We start from the raw sequence: 22,610 nt of genomic DNA on the forward strand, positions 1-22,610 counted from the left end.
GAAAGGAGTAAGCGATTATGGGAAAAGTCAGGCAATCCAAGGGGGACGCCGCCTTAAATTCGGGTTTTTATATATTTATTACATTGTTTTCTGTATTTTGTCTTATACCGTTTCTTGTGGTGCTGGGTTCCTCATTTACGGATGAGGTCACTCTGGTGAAGGAGGGCTATAACATCATTCCTAAGAAATTTTCCACTGCATCCTATAGGATGGTGGCTCAGGCTTCGGATATCTTATCTGCCTACAAAGTGACCATTTTTACCACTGTGGTGGGAACTGCGCTTTCCATGATATTTACGTGCAGTGTGTCTTATGCCATGAGCATAAAGAACCTGGCAATTCGTGGAGGACTGGCCATGTTTATCTATTTCACCATGCTGTTTAACGGCGGCCTGGTGGCAAATTACTTAATGATCACGAAAGTTCTGCATTTAAAAAACAGTATTTGGGTTCTGATTCTGCCAAATTTAGTCAATGCCTATAACTGTCTTCTGATGCGTAACTTCTTCAACGGCGTTCCGGCATCTCTGGCGGAATCGGCAAAGATCGACGGAGCCAATGACATCACCATCCTGTTTCGGATTGTACTTCCCGTTTCCACGCCGGGAATTGCTACCATCGGTCTGTTCTATGCACTCTCTTATTGGAACGAGTGGTACAAGGTGCTTCTTTATATCTCGGAAGAGAAGCTCTACACGCTCCAGTATTTAATCATGTCCATCCTTAGAAAGGTAAATTACGCCAGCACCCTGCCGGCGGGAGCGCTGCTGTCTCAGGAAACGCTGCCCACCTATGGATTCCGAATGGCGGCTGTGGTGGTCACCATCGGGCCTGTGATCTTCCTCTACCCGTTATTGCAGAAGTATTTCGTACAGGGACTAACGGTCGGCTCCGTCAAGGGGTGAATCGGTATTTTTGTGAAGACTGCGGTACTGGCCCGGTGTCATGCCGGTGTGCTTTTTGAAGAACGTAAAGAAATAGTTTTTTGTAGTGAATCCAAGCTTGTCGCTGATATCCTGGATCGTCATGTTGGTATGAAGCAGCAGATCGCTGATCAGCTCCATCTTCCTTCTGGTAATAAAGTCGGAGAGGGAGTCCCCGGTCTGCTCTTTGTAAATGCTTCTTAAATAATTGACGGACAGATGTACCTCGTCTGCCAGATAGACCACGGATAAATTGGGATTGCAGAGGTTTTCATCAATCAGAGAGGACAGCCTGGTGATCAGTTCCGCTCTGTCGCTGTTGGTCACCTTTTTATTCTCCAGAAACTGAATGGCGGCGGTACAGCGGTGCTCCAGCATGGTGCGGATTTCCGAAAGGGTGTGGGCTGTTTCTAAGTCTACCGGTGTGGTTTCCAGATTGTTTATGTACTCAAACCGCTGAAGATTGTAGTTCAGCCACATGAGATAAAGACGGATCTGGGAATATGGATAGGAGGCGATCTTCTGGAAAAAGCAGTCTAAGGCCTCCATAACCTTCTGATGATTCAGCCCTTTTAAAGCGGCAAGCAGTTCTTTTTCTGTTTCAAAGGGATAGCTTTGGCTGTTTTCCGGCGGAGTGTCCTCATGACGGAAGCAATGAATGGAGTTGTACCCATTGACAAAACGTCTGTTCAAAGAATTTTCCGCTTCCGCTTTTGCAGCAGGCAGGTCGTCAAGTTCACAGACGGTGGAGCTGGTTCCGATGGAAAAGCTTACTTTAAAATATTCATTGACAAGGCTGTGGATCTGTTCCAATGCCTTTGGAATTTCCGGAAGCTCTCCGTCAAAATTCAGGATATAGACCAGCCGGGAGTAGTTGGATTCAATCCTTTTGTAGGGACAGAGGGAGGTAAACACTTCATCTGCAATGTTTGAGATGGAAAACATCACAAGTCCCACATCCCCCGGCCGTCCGGTCAGGGAATCCGGTCCATCCTCTTTCTGGGTATCCAGCTCCATGAGCACAACCATAAAGTGGTTCTGATCAAACAGCATGGAAATGTCAGTATAAGAGGCAGGGGTCACGGCTGCGGAGCTTCCCTGAAGAAACTTCATCAGTTCCTGCTCCTGGGAGCGGGACAGATACGCATCCTTAAATTTTTCCAGACGGCGGTTCCTCATGGAGATGGTATGGTAGGCGCCCGAAAGCATGGTAAAGTCGTCATCGCTGATTTCTTCTGGAAGCTCAGGAAGTGCTGAGAGCACCGAAGACTTCAGAAGGTCCACTGGTTTATATAAAATCCCGCTCATTACAAAGGCCAGAAACAGGCAGAGGAGGAGATAGAAAACAGAGATACCAAGGGAAAAGCCGAGCAGCCCGTTGGCGGCGTCAAAAATCGTGTATGGCTCCAGCTTTAAGAAAACAAGACCAAAGGAGGAGTCCTTGGCATAGCTGACCGTGTATTTTTCACCTTCCAAACGAGCCGTTAAGTGGCCGTTTGTCTGAGGAAGGGCTTTGATTTTGTCTAAAAGGGCTTTCCCGGTAAAGGAAAGACCGAAGTTATCCATACCGTCAGAAAGGAGGATTTTATTTTGACTGTTTAAGAGATAGAAGCGGCTTTTATTTGAATCACCGGTGTTTAAGAAACCGGAAAAGGCCTTGCTGTCGATGTTGATGACCATGGCACCGGATTTGCTGCTGTGATAGATCAGGGACCAGACATCGTCAGGCTGGCGGGTTGCATAGGGAGCATACCGGTTTACCTTCCTTGGCATAAAAAAGACAGGAGAGGGCGAGGGGGCAGTTTTTTCCAACAGGCTCAGCAGTTCCTGGTCATAAAAGTCATCAAAGCTGCAGAACTGGTAATTCGTCATGACTTTTTTCAGACGAAAATTGATGAGGTTCACGGAATGGATGGAATCCGAACTGTACTGTATGGCATTGACGGTGTTTATGGCCTCCAGCTGCATGCCTGTATCCCATTCGTTTCCATAGATCAGGTTTAAGAGGGTGTGGTCTCTGGTGAAGAGTGTGACCGTATGGCCATAAATATCCTTTAATATATTGTTGGTGGTCTGTTCAAAGTGAGAGACAGATAAATCATTGGTTTTGATCTTGTCCTTTTTATAGCTTTGGTTCAGGCCCCCGATGATGATAGCAAAGAAAATGAAAAAAATGATGCTGAAGGTAAAGATAAAGGAAAACAGGACTTTACGGAAAAAACGGCTGCTTTTTAATGTGCGGAATGTGTTATAAAAGCGATTCATAGACATGAGCTCCTTTTTTTAATTATTAATATTTTAGACGATAACTGCTTAATTTTCAAGATTTATTAAGAGATAGAACAGGAGAAAATATGAAGAAAACAGATGGAATAGTGGAACTGAAAGAATGGCAGAAGCTGGGAACTGCCGCTTATGTGCATCAATATCCCGACAGCACAAAGGAGGATTCTTATTTTTATCAGGATGGAATGTTTTTGAAAAATTCCAGGGCTTATGATTTGACCCGGTATCCGTTTTTTGATTTCAAGCTTCAATGCGAAGAGAAGAATACCTACCAGGTGACCGTTGACATCGCCTTATTCCGGGATGGGAAGCCAGAAGAGTTTGAAACCTACACCGCCAGGGCAGGCGTGTCCAAAACAGGGACCTATGATCTGGAGCTTCCGGCAAAAGCGTTTGACAACTGCTCATCCTCCTCCAATTACTTAACATTCGTCAGGAGAGTGGCTGTGAAAGGAGAGAAACCCTTTACTCTTTTAACGGCCAGGCTCAAGGAGGGAAAGGCAATTACTCTTTCCCCGGACCGGTATGGCAAGGCAGGGGACAAAGGAAGCACAGCCGTCTACCGGATGACCTTAAAAAACTGCACAGATGCTCCTCAAAGCGTGAATCTGTCCTGGAAAAAATACGGGAATGAAGCCACGGAGCAGGTGCATATGCCTGAAGAAATAGAACTGGAGGGGCTGGAGGAAAAAACATTCTCCATTGAAGTGCCTGTTTCTGAGCGCATTGTGGAGGGCGGCTATGAAAAACAGTTGATCCAGGCCATTCCAGACGGTGACGCAGGATCGGCGGTGGAACTTACCCTCTATACCTCGGCAAGGCTGGCTCATCCCTTTGTGCTGCTGACGGAGACGGAGCTGGCGGCTGTGAAAGAAAAGATCAAAAATTATGAGTGGGCACGAAAAAATTATGAAGGCTGTGTGAAGGAAGAAGCCGCCTGGGAGGCTCCCCGCATCACAGGAGAAACCGATTATTTATTCTGGACCGATGACGGCCATCACGCCAGAAAGTGCGCCATATTGTACCGGCTGGGAGCGGGAGAAGCGTTCAAACAAAAGGCCCTCCTGTTTTTAAAGGAGCTATCCGATCCGAAACGGGGATACCTTGTAAATCCCAGGGCATGCAATCAGGAGCTGGTCCATGAGGGAGAGTTCTTTAAAAGCGTGGCTTTTGCCTATGACCTTCTCTATGACTGTGAAGAACTGACAAAAGAGGACCACTCAAACATGGAGGCAGTTTTAAAAAAATTCATGGGGTATATCGACCAGGTTGCCAGAGAGGGAAATGTATCCAACTGGGCGCTTGCGGAAATTGAAGGGGCGCTTTATGGGGCGTGCGTGCTTCAGGATATGGCCATGATCCAAAGGTTTCTTTATGGTACGGGGGGCATGACGGATATCCTGTCCAGAGGGGTGATGAGCGATGGCTGGTGGTATGAGGCTTCCATCGGATATAATCTTCTTGCGGCGGGGATATTTTCTGAAATCGCCCATGTAATGCTGCATTTTGGCATGGACCTGCGTTTCCTTACGGTTCCGGCCAGTTACAGCAAACGGGTGGACAGCGTAAAACTATTAAAGGATGGTCTGATTGCCGAGAGCTGGGGCGGAAACGATAAAACCTACCGGAACATCTCCATGTTGTGGGATAGTCTGGTGAATTTCTATGATTACCGGGGGGTGATCTTTGGGCTGAATGACTCCTCGGAAATGCATGTGCAGGGAACTTCCCGTCAGCTGATGGATTCCCGGTATGACTTAGCCTATGCCCTCTATGGAAAGAAAGAGTATGCTGCCCTTTTGCGGCTGTCAAAGGAGGAGGACAGAGACTTGCTCTTTGGAGTGGGTGAGCTTCCAAAGGAGGAGAGAAAACCTCCGGTCAGCGATTTTGCAGACAGCTCCGGTGCATGTGTGCTTCGTTCCAGAAAAGAGGGCGTACCGGACAGGGAACAGCTTCAGGTGGTGTTGAAATACGGGTCCCATGGCGGTGCCCATGGCCATTATGACCGGGTGAGCATGACCGGACTCAGCCGTTTTGGACGATCACTGACCGGGCCGGAAAATATCTGGTACAGCTATCACACCATGATGTACAAATTTTATACACAAACCTCTTTAAATCATAACATGGTGGTTGTGGATTACAAGATGCAGGAGGCAGTCCCTCCCAAACGTCTTCTTTTCTACTCCGGAACCATGATGCAGGCGGCAGCGGTCCAAAGCAAAGGCCCATGGAGCCATCCCCCTTACGGCGGCTGGCAGGTAAATGGGGACCGGACCTTAAAGGAACGCTCCTGGAATGAGGGCAGATACTTACCCACTCCGGAGCCGGAACCGGAATATTCGGTTAGAAGCGGCTTTACGGAGCCGGTTTTAACCAGGCGGCTGACGGTTGTGACCGATGAGTTTGTGGTAAATTTCGACTATGCAAAGGGAGAAGCGGAACACGATTTTGCCTGTCTTTACCATCTGCAGGGACTTCGTAAGGTTATGGACTTAAAGGAGCGTCCTATGGTTGTGCAGCGGTGGGCTGAACAGCTTGATACCGATATGTTAGGAAGCGCCCAGTTTATAACAGACTGCCAGTGGTATGAGATGGAGCAGGGGGCAGTTCTTGATTTTACCGTGGAGTACACGGAAACGGAAAACAACGGAAATAAGTGGCTGTGCAGAAACAGGACCGGCTATAATGAGCCGGGGATCATGCACACCAGGCTCTATGGGGCTTATCCGGCAAAAGGGGTTCTGGCCATTGGCTGTGACCCGGAATACCAGGGAGTAAACAAACAGCTTTTCTACTCGGTGGAGGCAGACGGCAAAGAACTTGCAAACGGGCGGTTCGGCGCATGGATCCTTGGAAGAGAGACGGTGGACGCAGATATTTCCGGGAAAGGTAAGCTCGTTCTTACCACCAGAGTAAATCAGGTGGAGTTTGAAGAACATCATTTTGCAGACATGGAAAAGAGCATATTCTGGGGAGATCCTGCAATTCTAACGGAGGACGGAACCTGGATTTATTTATCGGAGCTGCCTTATGAGACCGAAAATATTGATCCTGGTAATGGAATCGGGATTGACTATGGCGGAGGCCCGGTAAAAATCCAGGCAAAGGAGCAAAAGCAGGCAGTACCTGCGGAACCGGTGGATCTAAAGAAGGAGGGAAGAATCACCGTGGATTTGGAAGGGCTCCATGCCGTCCGGTTCCGTTCTGAGATCGGAGGAGACTATCCGGTGGGAGACGAAAGCGGACGCAGGCGTACAGCGGCGTTTTCCCAGAAGGGAATAGAGGCCGCCTGGATTACGGTGCTGGAAACCACCGAAAGGGAATACGTCATAAAAAAAGTGACAGCAGAAGACGAAAAGACAGTTGCCGTGGACTTGGCGGATGGAAGAAGGATTCTCATACGGACAGAGGGCATGGACAGCGGGGACGGAGAGATCCGGGTATGGATCGAGGAATGGAAGGACGGCTGTTTTCTGCGGGGAGAACACAATTAAAATATGAAAGAAAGCCTGACAGCAAAAGGGAGAATGCAGATCGCATTCTCCCTTTTGCTGTCAGGAACCGACGTTGATTTTAATGGTTTTCGTTACAGGGTTTTTGTGGTAGCTGTCATTTACTGCAGCTTCAAATAGATATTCCCCCGGCTTCTTTGGTGTGAAGGTGATAACATTGTCTTTGATAGAGGCGCCTTCAGGCAGCTTAGAAAAGGTATAGGTTAAGGTGTCATTTTCCGGGTCAGAAGCGTTAAAATTAATAGAAACAGTAGTGCCGGTTTCTATTGTCCGCCCCACCTTTTCCCCTTTCATTTCCAACTGGCTGATGTAAGCTGTGTTTTTACTTTCTGCGGCGGTCATGGATACACCGGCATAAATAACGTCTCCCATATCAAAGGTTATCTTCGGTTTGGAGGTCTGGAGATAAGTTTTTCCATCATCCAGGCTGTACCAGTATTCTATGGTATTACCGGTGCGCTTTACGATAAAGTGGATAGGAACGGATTTGTTATTCATATCGCCGGACCAATAACCGGTAACATTGCTTTCCTGATCGGATTTATGGGACACCAGCAATATGTTGTTGTTATTAGAAAAATGCCGCTCTTCTGCAAAATTTGCCTGTTCCAGTTTTAAATGATCGGTAAAAAATATACCGAAATAGTCGGAATCCGTGGCGGTCCGGTCAAAATGATCCAGTCTCACGTGTATCTCAAAATCTCCGGTCAGTTCCTTATAGGCAATTGTCTTTTCAAGGTTCCCTTTTCCGGTGGTTCCCTGTGAGGATATGGAAGTTATATTTCCGTTTTCATCGGTTGTAATGTCTCCTTTTGCGCTGCCGTAATTCATTACCTGCCACGGGGCTTCCTCCACCTGTCTTGGCCCGGAGGTGAATCTGGGCGCTTCGTTCTTTTCGTATTGGAATACTGCAATGTTGTCTTTGTCGTTAGAACCTACCGTAATCGGTTGTTCCTGGCTGCTGACCAGTTTATAGCCGTCAATGGTTTTGGCTTTAAACGTCATGGACGTTCCGGGAAGTGCAGAGCATACATCGGAGTCAAGTACTTGATTCCCCTCCACATAGATGGCTCCGGCATGTCTGACCGGTACCGATTCCATAATTTCCAACACCACAGCCTGGGAAGGCCCGACCTTTACTTTTATTCCTTCCGGATTCTCATAGATTTGTCCGGATACAAGGTCCTTTGCTTTGGTGACACCGACCGTTTCCTTCAAAAAGTAGGTGTGGCCGGGCTGTCCGATTTCCGTATCCTTCTTAGACTGGTTTATTGCAAAAATGTATTTCCCATACCGGGTCTCGCTCATTGCGTCAAACCGGGTATGCTTGATTGGATTTCCTTTTTGGGTAAAATGGTTTTTGTCATTCCAAACAAAGGTATCTCCCTGGTGGATTCCTCTTACATCTGCGATCCGGTCCATGTCATCCTGGATAAAGTGGATTCTGGTATTGTCGTTATACTTCCAGTCATCCCTCCGGTAATTGAAGGTGATATATCCTTTGTCTCCTTTATTCTTAAATACGATTACCTGTCCGTCCATATCATAGTACACAAAATCTTTATGTCCGTCTTCCATGGGAAGAAGCGGATTTTTTCCTTCTTTTTTCACCTTTTCTTCAACGGTCTTATAATATTTTAAAATGTCCTGTGTTTCAATCATTCTTGTATAAATGTGGGGAGATTTGGTTTCAAAATCTTCCCTTAGCGTATCCGTATACCCCCGGTTATCAGCAATGTATTTGGAGAGGAAGCGGAATGCACCCTCTGATCCCAATTCCAGCGCCGTATACCCTGCAATGGGATATACGATTTTCTGACCGTATCCGTTGTTGCGGCTGGAGGCGTAAACTTCACTCAAAAGCACCTGATGGCCATCTTTATCCACGCCGGGATAATAAAAATACTTTGCACTTTCAAAGGTTTTATAGGCTGTATCGTTGAAAATCTTCTGGGTCTTCTTATCAAAATATCTTGCATTTTCCGCATACTTATTTGTTACATCAATAAGCAGTGTGCCGTAATCGCCGGCCCAGCCTCCATGGCTGGCACCGCCCTCCAGCCCCAGCCGGTTATCGGTTGAAAACCATTTTTGCCCGTCTGCCATTTCTCCGTATTTATAGCTTACCATATCCAGATACTGCTGCGGGTCTTTTGCATGGAATTGGGTGTTCGACTGTCCGCCGGAATGTTTCTCAAGAAGCTCTATGATCTTATTGGCACTGTGTGCGAACCCGAAATCCTGATTGGCTGTGCCGGCTCTGCTTTCGGGAGAGTAAAAATCACCCTTTGTTCCCTGATGGGGATTGGCCAGACGCTCCCGCAGCCGGCCGAACATATCAATATAGGTTTCCCGTCTGGTCCGGCGGGCCGTCCCGGTGAGGGATTCATCAACTTTTTCATTTAAGAGTTCCTGGTATCGCTGGATCATATCCTGGCTGCCGCTGTTCATGATATAATCGTTCAATTGGATAAAAGACTGCATCATGGCATCCACTCCCAGAGAGAGAAGGGGCCAGTCTTCTCCGGTTCCTCTGGTTCCGTCCCCGTTTAAGGAAGCACCGATCCATGCACCTTGGTTCTGCCCTTTGGTGCTGATGCACCAGCCTCCGTTTTGATCCTGGGCTTTCTGATAAAAATCCAACAGTGCGATGTAGCGGTCAAGGATCTCATCACTCTGATAATATTCTCCTGAGAAATCAAACATATAGGAGTTTGCCAGCATGAGAAGATTGGACATGGTAGACCAGTTCTGGTGGTTGATTGCCTCAAGGGTATACCGGCGGGCTACTTCATCACTGGTTCCGGTTAAGTTTGCATCTTTTACGGGAAGATTTCTGATGATCGCCCCCTCCATAAAGGCATTCTCTTTTGTTTTTTTCTTTTCCCAGTCCTCCCCATAAAGCTGCCAGGATAGAATTTGTTTCGTCATGTCATGTACTTCTCCCCGAAGATAATCATAGGCGGAGATACCCTGTTCTCCGGCCGGTTCTCCCACAGGAGCGCTTCCCCTAAATCCATCCTGAGGCGTATAATAAGGGTCCGTATGGGAGGCGATGGAGTACAGAAAGCGGCTGTTTTGTTTTACCGGCTCATACGTTCCGGTTCCGTACGCACTAAATTTTCCGCACTGCATGATCGAGAGCGTCAGCGTTCCGTCCGCTTTTACCATTCCCTGTGGGATCTTATAGGTAGAATAATAGTAACGTCCTTCAAATACCGGTCCATAGGGATAAAACCCATTGTCCAGCTCGCTGTATTCCAGTCCGGCCCTGGGATTGAGTATGGAGGTATCGCCGTCTGGTCCGTAGAGCATTAGGTTTCCCCTGTCGTACTGAGAACCTGAAAAACGGACGGTAATATAATTCTGTGCTGCCGGATCGGCTTTTAAGGTGAAGTTTAATCTGGCAGGAGCGTCGGCAGAAGAAGGGATTAAGAGCTGCCGGTAGGTGAGTCCGTCCCCCAGCCCGCCTCCCTGATACAGGCCATCTTCTGTCATGGTCTGCTTGGACCGGGTCGTGTCTGTTGCGGCTATGGACCCGGTTTGGGTGAAAGCGTGTTCCTGCTCGGAGGCTTTGTTGCCGAATAGAAGCAGATCGTTGAGCGGCACCGGTTCCTCTGCTTTGACCGGCAGCATTCCTGTTTCCGTTGAAATCTGGCCGTATGCAGAGCCTGCCGCTGTAGTGCAAATCAAGACTGCGGAAAGAAGTGCAGCCGTACATCGTAAGTACCCCTTGTGTTTTTGCATATTTTTCACACCCTCCTAAATGTTTTATTGTAACATATGACATAATTTCATTAAAACATAAAAACTTATATGGATACAATTACAAAAAGTTAAGATAGTAAGCGTGATCAAATTTTATACTGATATAAATTCTGCTGAAGTATTCCACCGTTAAAATTACTGACTTTTGCCGGACAGACAGCATGTAATATAATTGAGCTGCCAGAACGGAGAGGGCTTAAAAAGGAGGTGGAGACAGGGGGAAAGCAACCAAGGAATCAATTTGTAAATGTCAATATTATGATATGGGGGAAATCAAATTGAAAAGAACATGGATCAGTATCACAACAATTGCTTTGGTGAGCACAATCATGGTGTTTGATACCGGCATAGTGGCAAAGGCAAGCGGCTGGACGGAGAAGGAGGACGGCTGGTATTACGAAGAGGATGGACAATATGCGGCAGACGTATGGAAGAAAGGAGAGAAGGGCTTCTATTATCTGGATCAGACGGGAAGACTGTCTACGGATACCTGGGTCGATGACGGAGAAAAAAAATATTATGTGGATGTACAGGGCTTAAGAGTCAAGAATCAATGGGTCTTTACAGACAGCTGGGAGGAATCCGGAGACGACAGCCAGCATTGGTACTATTTTGACGGCAACGGGAAAATGGTGACAGGCAAACAGGAAATCGGTGATAAAAAATACTTTTTTGATGAGGAGGGAAAGATGCTTACCGGCTGGATCACTTACCGGGATGGGCAAGCGGAAGAACTGACAGAGGAGATCAGCGGCGGTGATACTTATTACTGCCAGGAGGATGGAGTAAGGGTAAGCGGCTGGCATCAGCTGGCACCGCCCGCAGATGAAGAAAATACGGGAGAAGAGTACTGGTACAATTTTGAAGGAAACGGAAAATTACGGAGAAATACCAAAACAAAAATCGGTGATTATGATTTCTGTTTTGATGAACAGGGCAGAATGATTGAGGGCTGGGCCTATAAGACAGTTGAAACCAATGCCTATGTTCAGGTCGATGATACGACACAGAAAGAATTGCTTGACCATTATAATCAGGATTTCAGCCGGTATTACTACTGCGGGGAAAAGGGAGTCGGTGTGGTTCAGAAAAACATATGGCTGAAGATTGTACCACCCGGTAAAGAAGGAGATCCGGATGAAGGCGAAAAATGGTATTATTTTGACACAAAGGGGAAATTGTACTCGGCATCAAAGGCTTCTCCCTCTGAAGCGTCTCCCTCGGAGGCAAGCCGTATGACAACAGCCCGTAAGGTTAAGACCGTGGGGGAATACGGATTAAAGGGGGGCGGCGGAGATCTTTTGCATGTCATATTAAAAAAGGTTAATGGGAAGTATTATATTTTTGATTCCAACGGACAAATTGTTGACGGACTGATTTATATCTACAACACAGATGGGACGTATCCACTGAAGGAGGGCTATTATTATTTTGGTACGGCCACATCCAGAACCACCGGAAAAGTAAAAAAAGAAGAGGATGGAACGGAGTACCAGTACCTTTTTGCAAAAAAATTTGGTGATGGCTACAGTGAAGGACAGGGAGTTACCGGCATATACAACGGGGTCCTTTATTATAAGGGACTTGCGGTTACCGCCGGTGATGATCTGGATTATAAAGTGGTCTATATTCCGGAGCTTGCAGGAGATTCCGGAACCGGAATGTTTCTTGTGGACCGGGATGGAAAAGTAAAAACCGGCGGGGTGACGAAAAAGCTTGACGATGGCAGCAAATACAAAGTAAAAAGCAAAAGAGGAAGCCGGAAGTCTGGCTTTATTATTTACCGCGTGGAGGATGGAACGCAGGAGGATGTTCCCCTTCAGGCAGAAGATGCAGATGAGACTCTGGACTTTGATGAGCCGGAGCTTGTATAGGATTATTTCAAAAGAACTCCGACCGTTTTCTGTCTCTTAGAAGTGTTGACCTGTGTCCGTTTTAATGATAAAATTAATTAGATTTAATTAAATTTAAGTTAAAGTGAGACATAAGTATGCCAAAAACCAAGAAGAAAGTAACGTTAAAGATGATTGCAGACCGTGCAGGGGTCAGCACAGTAACGGTATCGAATGTACTCCTGGGGAAAAAGGGCGCAAGCGAAGAGGTGCGCAGCCAGATTCTGGCTCTTGCAAAAGAGATGGAATATCAAAAGAAAGCGGAGGAGCCCTCCGGGGAATCAAAGCGGATCGGGATCGTGATAGCGGAACGTTATGTAAAGGAAGCCCATTCCTTTTATATGGACATTTATAAGCGGATCTCTCAGGAGGCGGCAAGGCAGGGAGCACTTACCATCCTTGAGGTAGTGGACGAAGGCAGGGAACGGTTGGAGGAGCCGCCCGCGGTATTTTCCGGAACCTCCATTGATGGAATCCTTATGGTGGGCGAAGTAAATCCTAAATTTCTGGAGGCAGTTAAGACAAATTCCCTGCAGCCCATGGTATGCGTGGATTTTTACAATGGGGATCAGGAGCTTGATTTTATCATCACAAACGGTTTCCGGGGAATGCAGGCAGTTACACAGCGGCTCATTGATTATGGCCACCGGCAGATCATGTTTGTTGGGACCCCGGGAGCCACCGGCAGCATTATGGATCGGTATATGGGCTACTGCAAGGCTCTTTTACTGAATCATATTCCGGAGCTTCCGCCCCTTAAAGACCGTAAAAAAGAGGGGGATGCATCTGCGTTTGAATGGACCTTGCCCCAGGTCCTCCCCTCTGCCTTTGTCTGCAATTGTGAAAAAAGTGCGGAACTCCTTATAAGAAAGCTCAGAGAGCAAAAAATCGCGGTGCCGGAGGAGGTATCGGTTGCTGCTTATGACCGTATCCATAAAGGTCAGGTAGAAGGGCTGGAATTGATGACGTATGAAAATGATGAAAGAGTCATGGCAGAGATCAGTGTTTCTACTTTATTAAAAAGGATTCATAAAAATGGCCAACCCAAAGGAATCCGCATCATTGAGGGAAGCCTGCGGGAAGGAAATTCGGTTGCGGACAGGAGGGATCATCATGGCAGGGGCTGTTAAGCTGAAGGATATAGCGGCTGCACTGGGAATCAGTGTAGTAACGGTGTCCAACGCCCTTTCCGGTAAAAAAGGCGTGAGCGATGAAATGAGAGACCGGATTATTGCAAAGGCTCAAACCCTTGGTTACGGTAAAGTGAAGCGTGTGAAACCCCTTGGCTCCGCGTTTACCATCGGTGTGATCGTGGCCCACCGGTATATTGATGTGGGCGGTTCCTTTTACTGGGCCATGTACCAGCAGACCGCATTTGAAGCGGCAAGAAAGCAGAACTTAACCATGCTGGAGATTATCGGGACAGAAGAGGAACAGCAGAAGGAACTGCCTAAGATGCTGAAGGAAGAAAGCATTGACGGACTGATTGTCATCGGGAAAATGGATGAAACCTACCTCAAAAGAATCATTGATCCCGGAACGGTTCCGGTTGTGCTGATGGACTTTTTTTCGGATGAGCTGACCTGCGATGCGGTGATGTCAAATAATTACATCGGCATGTATAAGATGACCCGTTATTTATGGAACCACGGACATAGACAGATTGCCTATGTGGGAGAGATTGCTACCGACGAGAACTTGTGTAACCGGTATTTTGGTTACCGGAAGGGATTGGAGGAGCAGGAGATTCCCTTAAATCCGGATTGGGTCATTGATGATCCCAGGCTGGTGAAGAAAGAGGTCCGTTTTATGCTTCCGGAGAGAATGCCAACGGCCTTTGTCTGCTGCAATGACCTGGTGGCGGGGTTGGTGTATGATGAACTGACCGCCGCCGGTTACCGGGTACCGGAGGATGTTTCGGTGGTAGGATATGATGATTATCTCTATGGGCATCCCTTTGCAAAGGAGCTTACTACGTATCATGTGGACATGAAGGCCATGGCGCAGGAAGCGGTGAAGATTCTGCTGAAAAAAATCAGAGGGGACCGGAGCTATTGCGGAGTAAGGTATCTGGATAGTTTTATAATAGAACGTAACAGTGTGAAAACGATAGAACGGTAATTGAAGCAATAGAAAGGCAGCAAAAGCGCTGCCTTTTTTTGTGCAGTAAAATTCGGGGAAGCATATTTATCATGAATATAGCATAGTGTGAATGATGGAAATTAACTTAACTTAAATTAATTTATAAATTAATTAAACAAATATAGATAAAAATAATGGTATGACTTCACAGGAATGAGTTATATACAAAATGCACAAATAAAGCGTGGTAAAAACGTAAAAACGTCAAAAATACATTAAAACAAACTTTGCGCTTGAGATTAAAATACAAATATGATAAGATTAAATATACTTAAAAGTTAATTAAAATGAAGTAAAGGAGAAGGCTATGAAATCAAAAAAAATCAAGAAAATCACTGCCCTTACATTGGCCGGAGCAATGATGCTTTCCGTTACAGCATGTGGGAGTGGAGAAACTGACGGATCTGGGGGCAAAGCAAAGACAGCCGAGAAAGTGAGCCCCGGAATTACCTTTGAGCAGATCAAACTGGGAGAGGATTACAAGGATTTAAAAGCCGACTTAAAATTTCTGACCCATAAGACGGATGTTGTTGATACCACGTTTGCAGAGTACATAAAAGAGTTCAACAAGATCTATCCTGACATCCATATTGAATATGAAGGAATTACCAATTATGCAGATGATATTACCACCAGGCTGACCACCGGAGACTGGGGAGATATCTGCATGATACCGTCAACCGTGGATAAGGATGAGCTTCAGAATTACTTCACTTCCATGGGGGACTATGACACGCTATCCAAAGAATATACCATGCTTCAGGATTACAGCTACGACGGTAAGGTATATGGAATTCCCTCCATGGGAAATATCCAGGGAATTGTCTATAACAAAAGAATATTCAAAGAGGCAGGAGTGACGGAAGTGCCTAAGACTCCGGATGAATTTCTTGCGGCTCTTCAGAAGGTAAAGGACAATACCGATGCGATTCCTCTGTATACCAATTTTGCAGCCGGATGGACCATGACGGCCTGGGATGCGTATATTGACGCATGTGCCACAGGCCAGGCGGATTTTGCCCATGAAGGACGGGTAAAAGGGAAAGATCCGTTTGCGGACAGAGGCGATCAGACAGGACCTTATGCGGTATACGATACACTTTACCGGGCTGTGGAGCAGGGGCTGACCGAGGACGATCCCACCACCACGGATTGGGAGGGCAGCAAGGCGCGTTTGAATAACGGTGAAATCGCCTGCATGGCTCTTGGCTCCTGGTCTATTATCCAGATGAAGCAAGCAGGCCCCCATGGAGATGATGTGGCATATATGCCATTTCCTATCACGGTAAATGGAAAACAGTACACCAGTGTAGCACCGGATTATAATTACGGCATTAACTGCAACCGTTCCGCAGATCAGCAGATAGCGGCAATGGTATATGTAAAATGGCTGGTGGAAAAGTCCGGATTTGAAAAGGACGAAGGTGGTTTGCCCATTTCTGTCAATGCAAAGCTGCCGGATTTCCTTTCTTCTTTCAATGATGTGGAGCTTTTGTATGCAGTCCCGACTCCCAAAGGGGAAGAAACACTCAACAATGATGTAAACAATGAATCCGAGCTGGGGATCAATGTTTCCGGTGATATGGCAAAGAGCGTTGTGGAAGCGGCCATTGATAAGACGCCTACGATGGAGGAGTTAGCGGCAGAGTGGAACGAAAAGTGGACAAAAGCACAGGAGAAGTTTGGTATCACCCATTAGGTATGGCCGGGAGGAAAAAAATATGAAGCAGGAAAAAACTTCATTGGGCTTTGCGGAACAGATCGGACGCTTTAGGAAATGGTTACAGCTGGGAAAGGTGAACAAGAGGCTTTGCATTGTCACATTTATGCTGTTCCCCTTGCTTCTGTTACTGGTATTTACCTATATTCCATTTTTTAAGATGTTTCAGTTTAGCTTTTATGATATGAAATACATCGGTGACAGAGAATTTGTCGGCCTAAAAAATTATGCGGAGGTGTTCTCAAGAAAGGATTGCTTCCAGGCATTGAAATTAAGTGGATATTATATCATTGCTTCTTTTGTGCAGCTGGGCTTTGCCTTATGGTTTGCTTCTATCCTGAGCTTTCGGATTAAGGGAGCGGGCGTGTTTAAGGGGCTGATGTTCTTCCCTTATCTGGTATGCGGAATTGCGGTCGGCTTTATCTTTAAATTTTTCTATACCAGAGGGTTTGTTCTGGATACGGTGCTGCAATGGTGCGGATTTAAACTGGATGACCTTCCCTACTGGCTGAAGGATAAGAGCATCAATAATATCTCCATTGCAGCCACCTCGGTCTGGCGTTATATGGGGCAGAACATGGTGCTGTTTATCGGGGCCATTATGTCCATTGACAGCACGCTGTATGAAGCGGCTGCCATTGATGGGGCTTCTGGCTTTAATAAATTTCGTTACATTATATTTCCTGGGATCAAAACAATCGTTGTTCTGAATATGATTTTAGCCATCACCGGTTCTCTTAGTGTATTTGAACCTCCTTATGTCATCACAGGCGGTGAATTCGGCACAGGCACGTATTTCGTAATTATGAATAAGCTGGCCCATGAGAGCCAGAAGGTAGGTCTTGCTTCGGCAATGGCGATTGTTCTTTTTGTACTGATTCTTCTGGCGGCTTTGCTTCAAAAGCTGGGAGAGCGGTATTTCCTCGGAGTGGGAGATCAGGACTCCATCCGCAGCCAGAGAAAGCAGAAGAAGCTGCAGGCTCATAAAGGAGGTGGCTTGTGATGACAAGGAGCAAAAGGGCAGCCATAAAAAAGTTTGTATGGTCACTGATCCGGTATGGGACTCTGTTAGCTGGCGCAATCGTTTCGGTGCTCCCGGTAGTTGTCTGCGTGTTTACCGCCTTTAAGACACCGGAAGAATATGCCTCCACCAGTGTTATGTCCCCTCCAAATAGCTTTTTGTATTTCAATAACTTTATTGAAGCATGGCAGAAGGCCAATATGGGGGTTGCGTTCCGCAACTCGGCAATCATTCTGGTGTTTGTATTGATTGGTTCTGTGCTTTCCGGCTCTATGCTGGCCTATGTGCTGAGCCGTTTCAAATTTCCGGGAAACGGGTTCATTCGTAATCTGTTCCTGTTCGCCGCTCTGCTGCCGGGAATTGCCATGCAGGTGTCCGTGTATCAGATCATGTACAGCCTTGGCTGGATCAACAGTCTTCCGGGATACATTGTGATGATGTGCGGAACGGATATCATGTCCATCTATATTTTCATTCAGTTTTTTGAAAATATTTCCACCTCACTGGATGAGTCGGCAATTATGGATGGATGTACCTATTTCGGCGTATTTTTCCGGGTGCTGCTGCCGCTTTTAAAACCTGCCGTTATTACGGTGATGATCTTAAAGGGCGTAGGCACTTACAATGAATATTATGCGGCAAACTTATATCTCCAGGATAAGAATAACCTGGTAACGGTGGCGACGTCCCTGTTCAAATTCACCGGTCCTCTGGGAAACCAGTACAACTATATCTGCGCAGGAGTCATTATTACCATGATTCCGGCTCTGCTCATTTTTATTCTTTGCCAGAAGCAGATATACAGCGGACTGACCCAGGGGGCGGTAAAGGGATAGAAAAAGCAGGAAGTGACAGTGATAAAACATACATAAAAAAGGAAGACAGAGGTAGGAACAATGAGCGATGTAAAAATGATTGGACCAAATGTACCCAATATGCCGTGGCAGGAGCGTGGAGCGGAGACAAAAGGTTTTATGCCAGTGTGGAGATATTCAGGGAATCCGATTATTGGAAGAAATCCCCTGGAAGGAGTTGCCCGTATTTTTAACAGTGCAGTAATTCCTTACGAGGACGGATTTATCGGAGTGTTCCGCGGAGAAGGAACAGATGGGGTGCCTCATATTTATTTAGGCCGCAGCCAGAATGGGACTGACTGGACGTTTGAAAAGGAGAAGATCCAGTTTGTAGATGAAGCGGGAAATCCTTTTATGCCAATCTATGCGTACGATCCCAGACTGGTCAAGGTGGAGGAAGTCTATTATATGATGTGGTGCCAGGACTGCTACGGGGCTTCCATTGGCATGGCAAGGACCACTGATTTTAAGACCTTTACGAGAATTGAGAATCCATTTTTGCCGTTTAACCGGAATGCTGTGCTGTTTCCAAGAAAAATTGACGGAAAGTTTATGATGCTGTCACGCCCCAGTGACAGCGGCCATACACCGTTTGGTGATATCTATCTGTCGGAAAGCCCGGATATGGTTTACTGGGGAAAACACAGACATGTAATGGGAAAGAACGGAGACCATTGGTGGGAGAATGTGAAGATCGGCGGAGGTGCGGCTCCCATTGAGACCACAGAGGGCTGGCTTCTCTTTTACCATGGGGTAACAGGGACCTGCAATGGGCTGGTGTACAGCATCGGGGGAGCGATTCTTGATAGGGATCAGCCGTCAATTGTCAAATACCGCTGTGCAAACTTTTTGCTGACTCCCCAGGAGTGGTATGAAGAACGGGGCTTTGTGCCAAATGTGACCTTTCCCTGTGCCACCATTCACGATGCAAAGACCGGGAGAATTGCCATTTATTATGGAGCTGCGGACAGCTATGTGGGCCTGGCATTTACGACGGTTCATGAGGTTGTGGCCTATATTAAGGACCACAGCCGGGTATCAGAAAGCGATAGGGAAATCGGACTTCGCTGAAAGAGGATAAGATCATGATGAAAGAGGAAGTTACAAGACACTTAATCCGGGAGCTTATCCCGTTTTGGGAGCATTTGCGGGATGAGGAAAACGGTGGTTTTTACGGGTATGTGGGCTATGATCTCTGTGTGGATCAAAAGGCAGTCAAGGGGTGCATCTTAAATAGCCGGATTCTTTGGTTCTTTTCCAATGCTTATCTGCTTTTAAAGGATGAGAGCCTGTTGGACTATGCCCGCCATGCCTATGAATTTTTAAAAAATAAATGTCTGGATAAAACCCACGGGGGCCTGTACTGGTCCCTGACCTATGACGGAAACGTGGAGGAGGGAATTAAGCATACTTATAATCAGGCCTTTGCAATCTATGCACTTTCTTCCTATTATGATGCGTCAAAGGATGAGGAAGCATTAGCGGAAGCCAGAAAGCTGTTTTTCCTGGTGGAAGAAAAATGCACCGATGAATACGGGTATCTGGAAGCCTTTGATGAAGCCTTTCATGCCATTGACAATGAAAAGCTGTCGGAAAACGGAGTGATGGCAGAAAAGACCATGAACACCCTTCTCCATGTGCTTGAGGCTTATACGGAACTGTACCGGGTTACAAAAGAGGCACAGGTGGGAGCCTGCATCAGGAAAATGTTGGATACCTTCTGTCTTCATGTGTACAACGAAGAACAGGGCCGGCAGGAAGTGTTTTTTGACAAGACCTGGAACACGCTGATTGACCTTTATTCCTATGGCCATGATATTGAAGCAGCGTGGCTCATTGACCGTGGCTGCGAAGTTTTACAGGACCCGGTCTATACGGAGCGGATGTCACCGATTACCAAAAAGATCACGAAAAATATTTATGACAGGGCTTATGTGGATTCCTCGGTGTTAAATGAATCCGAGGGAGGGGTTAAGGACACGACCCGCGTCTGGTGGGTACAGGCAGAAGCAGTGGTAGGCTTTTTAAATGGATATGAAAAGTCACCGGACCAGCAGCAGTACCGGGAGGCAGCAGAAGATATCTGGAATTTTATCAGGACCTGTCTGGTAGACAAACGAAAAGGCTCTGAATGGTACTGGGCGTTGGATCAGGACCGCAAGCCCTTAAAAAAGCCCATAGTGGAGCCATGGAAATGCCCTTACCATAACGGAAGAATGTGTTTTGAAGTCATAAGGAGGTTACAGGATGCTTCATAGCCAATACGCAATCGAATCAGAAAAATATGAAAAGCTGATTAAAAGAAAGAACAAGAAATCAGAACGCTGCAATGGAATTTATGACCGGTATGAATACCCGGTGCTGACAAGGGATCATGCGCCTCTCCACTGGAAATATGATCTGGATGACAGAACCAATCCGTTCTTTATGGAACGCTTGGGCATTAATGCGGTCATGAACTCCGGCGCCATTGAAATGAATGGAAAATTTTATCTGGTGGCAAGGGTGGAAGGAAATGACCGGAAATCATTTTTTGCAGTTGCAGAAAGTGACAGCGGAATTGATGGCTTCCGGTTCTGGGATTATCCGGTGCGGCTGCCTGATACTCATAAAGAGGAAACCAACGTATACGATATGCGTCTGACAAAGCATGAGGATGGCTTTATTTACGGGGTATTCTGTTCGGAAGGCAAGGACCCGGATAGCAAGGATTTGTCAGCGGCCGTTGCACAGGCTGGAATCGTAAGAACCAAAGATTTAAAGACCTGGGAACGGCTTGACAATCTGGTGACCGTACATTCTCCCCAGCAGAGAAATGTGGTACTGCATCCGGAATTTGTCGATGGAAAGTATGCATTTTACACAAGACCAATGGACGGCTTTCTAGAGACAGGAAGCGGCGGCGGAATCGGTTTTGGTCTTTGTGATGATATCTGCCATGCAGTCATTGAAGAAGAGAAAATCATCAGCAAACGGGTCTATCATACCCTTACGGAAGTGAAAAATGGGGCAGGTGCAGTTCCCATCAAGGGCAAAAAGGGCTGGATTCATATTGCCCACGGGGTACGGGGGACTGCGGCTGGCCTTCGGTATGTGCTCTATGTATTTGCGACGGATTTAAAAGATCCCTCCAAAGTGATTGCAGAACCTTCCGGCGTGTTCTTAGCTCCTCTTGGGAAGGAACGGGTCGGAGATGTGTCCAATGTGGTATTTACCAATGGGGCAATTGCGCGGGAAAACGGAGAAGTCTATATCTATTATGCGTCCAGCGATACCAGAATGCATGTAGCGACCACAACTCTTGAGAGATTGGAGGACTATGCATTTCATACGCCGAAAGATCCTCTCCGTTCCGCAGACTGTGTGGCACAGCGCTGTGAGCTGATAGAGAAAAATCTAAAACTGTTAAACAGGAGCAAAATGGAGAACAGCATATGAAAATCGAACTGGACCATGAAAAGCTGCAGTACAGCGGCCGGATTGATGACTCCAATCCCAAAAGGCCGGAATTTATCTTTCCGGCCAGTTCTCTGACCTTTGCTTTTTTGGGGACCGGTGCGGCAGTGGTTGTCTGCAACCGGAAGGCTTATTGGGACAATTACGTTGGGATCATCGTGGACGGGGTACAAAAAAAAGTGCTCTTACCGGAGCAGGGAAGTGCAAGGCTCGTGCTGGCAGAGGGACTTCCGGAGAGGGAACACCAGGTGATCCTTTTTAAAAGGCAGGATGCCTGCCATGAGTTTGCCTTAGAGGAGCTGGAGATTTTTGGAAACGGGGTTCTCCTGGAACCGCCAGAGAAGCCTCACCGGAAGATTGAGGTATACGGAGATTCCGTATCCGCCGGAGAAGTGTCGGAGCTTGAGGAGTATGCAGGAAAGCCTGACCCGGTGCACAACGGGGAGTATTCCAACAGCTGGTATTCCTATGGTGCCATAGCGGCAAGAAAATTGAATGCTCAGATCCACGATATCGCCCAGGGAGGAATCGCCCTGCTTGACGGAACCGGATGGTTTTCGGCACCTGCTTATCCCGGGATGGAATCGGTGTGGGATAAAGTCCATTACTGTCCGGAGTTAGGGAAAATGACGGACTGGGACTTTTCAAAATATACCCCTCATGTGGTGATCGCTGCAATCGGGCAGAATGACAATCATCCGGAGGATTATATGAAAGAAGATCCCAATGGGGAAAAGGCACAGTATTGGAAGAAACGGTATGAAGCCTGGATAAAAAAGATCCGGGAAAAATATCCCAAAGCCGCCATTATTCTTGCGACTACCATTCTGGAACATGACCCTAACTGGGATGCAGCCATTGAAGAAGTGTGTCAGCGGCTGGGGGATGACCGGGTGTATCATTTTCAGTATACCAATAACGGCAGGGGGACTCCGGGACATATCCGAATTTCAGAAGCAGAAAAGATGGCAGAGGAGTTATGCCGGTTTATTGAAGCACTGCCGGGAACGATTTGGGAATCATAAACGGAGAA

General features: G+C 46.9%; 14 protein-coding genes. 12 read left to right on the top strand and 2 right to left on the bottom strand.

The features are described 5' to 3' along the window. Positions 1-17 precede the first annotated feature (17 nt). Positions 18-905, top strand: a complete 888-nt coding sequence (locus tag VIG27_RS05965) for a carbohydrate ABC transporter permease (protein WP_394526025.1) — start codon at positions 18-20, stop codon at positions 903-905. Here VIG27_RS05965 and VIG27_RS05970 read toward each other — a convergent pair. Further along, a complete protein-coding gene (locus tag VIG27_RS05970) occupies positions 879-3,188 on the bottom strand; it encodes a helix-turn-helix domain-containing protein (protein WP_394526027.1) in 2,310 nt (769 codons plus the stop codon). The two genes, VIG27_RS05965 and VIG27_RS05970, sit on opposite strands and share 27 nt — an antisense overlap. An 89-nt stretch (positions 3,189-3,277) precedes the next feature. On the opposite strand from VIG27_RS05970, the gene VIG27_RS05975 reads away from it, so the two are divergent. Continuing rightward, a complete protein-coding gene (locus VIG27_RS05975; RefSeq protein WP_394526029.1) occupies positions 3,278-6,706 on the top strand; it encodes a hypothetical protein in 3,429 nt (1,142 codons plus the stop codon). A gap of 60 nt (positions 6,707-6,766) precedes the next feature. Here VIG27_RS05975 and VIG27_RS05980 read toward each other — a convergent pair whose 3' ends face one another. Continuing rightward, positions 6,767-10,471: a hypothetical protein gene (locus tag VIG27_RS05980; protein ID WP_394526031.1), complete on the bottom strand. Its 3,705-nt coding sequence runs from the start codon at positions 10,469-10,471 to the stop codon at positions 6,767-6,769. Positions 10,472-10,770: 299 nt separating this feature from the next. On the opposite strand from VIG27_RS05980, the gene VIG27_RS05985 reads away from it, so the two are divergent. From VIG27_RS05985 to VIG27_RS06030, 10 genes are all read left to right on the top strand, one after another. After that, positions 10,771-12,366, top strand: coding sequence for an N-acetylmuramoyl-L-alanine amidase family protein (locus tag VIG27_RS05985; protein ID WP_394526034.1), 1,596 nt, complete (start codon positions 10,771-10,773; stop codon positions 12,364-12,366). 116 nt (positions 12,367-12,482) lie between these two features. After that, positions 12,483-13,514 carry a LacI family DNA-binding transcriptional regulator gene (locus tag VIG27_RS05990; protein ID WP_394526036.1) on the top strand — a complete coding sequence of 344 codons (1,032 nt, stop codon included), beginning with the start codon at positions 12,483-12,485 and terminating at the stop codon, positions 13,512-13,514. Then, entirely contained in the window at positions 13,498-14,505 is a 1,008-nt protein-coding gene (locus VIG27_RS05995) for a LacI family DNA-binding transcriptional regulator (RefSeq protein ID WP_394526038.1), read from the top strand. The genes VIG27_RS05990 and VIG27_RS05995 overlap by 17 nt, the downstream gene beginning before the upstream one ends. A gap of 328 nt (positions 14,506-14,833) precedes the next feature. Continuing rightward, complete coding sequence (locus VIG27_RS06000) at positions 14,834-16,225, top strand: ABC transporter substrate-binding protein (protein ID WP_394526040.1); 1,392 nt, start codon at positions 14,834-14,836, stop codon at positions 16,223-16,225. Positions 16,226-16,247: 22 nt separating this feature from the next. Further along, positions 16,248-17,249 carry a carbohydrate ABC transporter permease gene (locus tag VIG27_RS06005; RefSeq protein WP_394526048.1) on the top strand — a complete coding sequence of 334 codons (1,002 nt, stop codon included), beginning with the start codon at positions 16,248-16,250 and terminating at the stop codon, positions 17,247-17,249. Further along, positions 17,249-18,103, top strand: coding sequence for a carbohydrate ABC transporter permease (locus VIG27_RS06010; protein ID WP_394526052.1), 855 nt, complete (start codon positions 17,249-17,251; stop codon positions 18,101-18,103). The genes VIG27_RS06005 and VIG27_RS06010 overlap by 1 nt, the downstream gene beginning before the upstream one ends. Positions 18,104-18,163: 60 nt before the next feature. After that, positions 18,164-19,192, top strand: coding sequence for a glycosylase (locus VIG27_RS06015; protein WP_394526055.1), 1,029 nt, complete (start codon positions 18,164-18,166; stop codon positions 19,190-19,192). A 14-nt stretch (positions 19,193-19,206) separates the two neighbouring features. Beyond that, positions 19,207-20,379 carry an AGE family epimerase/isomerase gene (locus VIG27_RS06020; RefSeq protein ID WP_394526057.1) on the top strand — a complete coding sequence of 391 codons (1,173 nt, stop codon included), beginning with the start codon at positions 19,207-19,209 and terminating at the stop codon, positions 20,377-20,379. After that, a complete protein-coding gene (locus VIG27_RS06025) occupies positions 20,369-21,559 on the top strand; it encodes a glycosidase (RefSeq protein WP_394526059.1) in 1,191 nt (396 codons plus the stop codon). Before VIG27_RS06020 ends, VIG27_RS06025 begins: the two co-directional genes overlap by 11 nt. After that, complete coding sequence (locus VIG27_RS06030; RefSeq protein WP_394526061.1) at positions 21,556-22,602, top strand: electron transporter RnfD; 1,047 nt, start codon at positions 21,556-21,558, stop codon at positions 22,600-22,602. Before VIG27_RS06025 ends, VIG27_RS06030 begins: the two co-directional genes overlap by 4 nt. Positions 22,603-22,610 lie beyond the last annotated feature (8 nt).

This window comes from Lacrimispora sinapis, assembly GCF_043633585.1.
Classification (GTDB): domain Bacteria; phylum Bacillota; class Clostridia; order Lachnospirales; family Lachnospiraceae; genus Lacrimispora; species Lacrimispora sinapis.

Bases quoted from the DNA above. Each gene is read 5' to 3' on its own strand.
- VIG27_RS06000 (WP_394526040.1), top strand. From the start codon at position 14,834: ATGAAATCAAAAAAAATCAAGAAAATCACTGCCCTTACATTGGCCGGA.
- VIG27_RS05990 (WP_394526036.1), top strand. From the start codon at position 12,483: ATGCCAAAAACCAAGAAGAAAGTAACGTTAAAGATGATTGCAGACCGT.
- VIG27_RS05970 (WP_394526027.1), bottom strand. From the start codon at position 3,188: ATGAATCGCTTTTATAACACATTCCGCACATTAAAAAGCAGCCGTTTT.
- VIG27_RS06020 (WP_394526057.1), top strand. From the start codon at position 19,207: ATGATGAAAGAGGAAGTTACAAGACACTTAATCCGGGAGCTTATCCCG.
- VIG27_RS05995 (WP_394526038.1), top strand. From the start codon at position 13,498: ATGGCAGGGGCTGTTAAGCTGAAGGATATAGCGGCTGCACTGGGAATC.
- VIG27_RS06005 (WP_394526048.1), top strand. From the start codon at position 16,248: ATGAAGCAGGAAAAAACTTCATTGGGCTTTGCGGAACAGATCGGACGC.
- VIG27_RS05975 (WP_394526029.1), top strand. From the start codon at position 3,278: ATGAAGAAAACAGATGGAATAGTGGAACTGAAAGAATGGCAGAAGCTG.
- VIG27_RS05980 (WP_394526031.1), bottom strand. From the start codon at position 10,471: ATGCAAAAACACAAGGGGTACTTACGATGTACGGCTGCACTTCTTTCC.
- VIG27_RS06025 (WP_394526059.1), top strand. From the start codon at position 20,369: ATGCTTCATAGCCAATACGCAATCGAATCAGAAAAATATGAAAAGCTG.
- VIG27_RS06015 (WP_394526055.1), top strand. From the start codon at position 18,164: ATGAGCGATGTAAAAATGATTGGACCAAATGTACCCAATATGCCGTGG.
- VIG27_RS05965 (WP_394526025.1), top strand. From the start codon at position 18: ATGGGAAAAGTCAGGCAATCCAAGGGGGACGCCGCCTTAAATTCGGGT.
- VIG27_RS06030 (WP_394526061.1), top strand. From the start codon at position 21,556: ATGAAAATCGAACTGGACCATGAAAAGCTGCAGTACAGCGGCCGGATT.
- VIG27_RS06010 (WP_394526052.1), top strand. From the start codon at position 17,249: ATGACAAGGAGCAAAAGGGCAGCCATAAAAAAGTTTGTATGGTCACTG.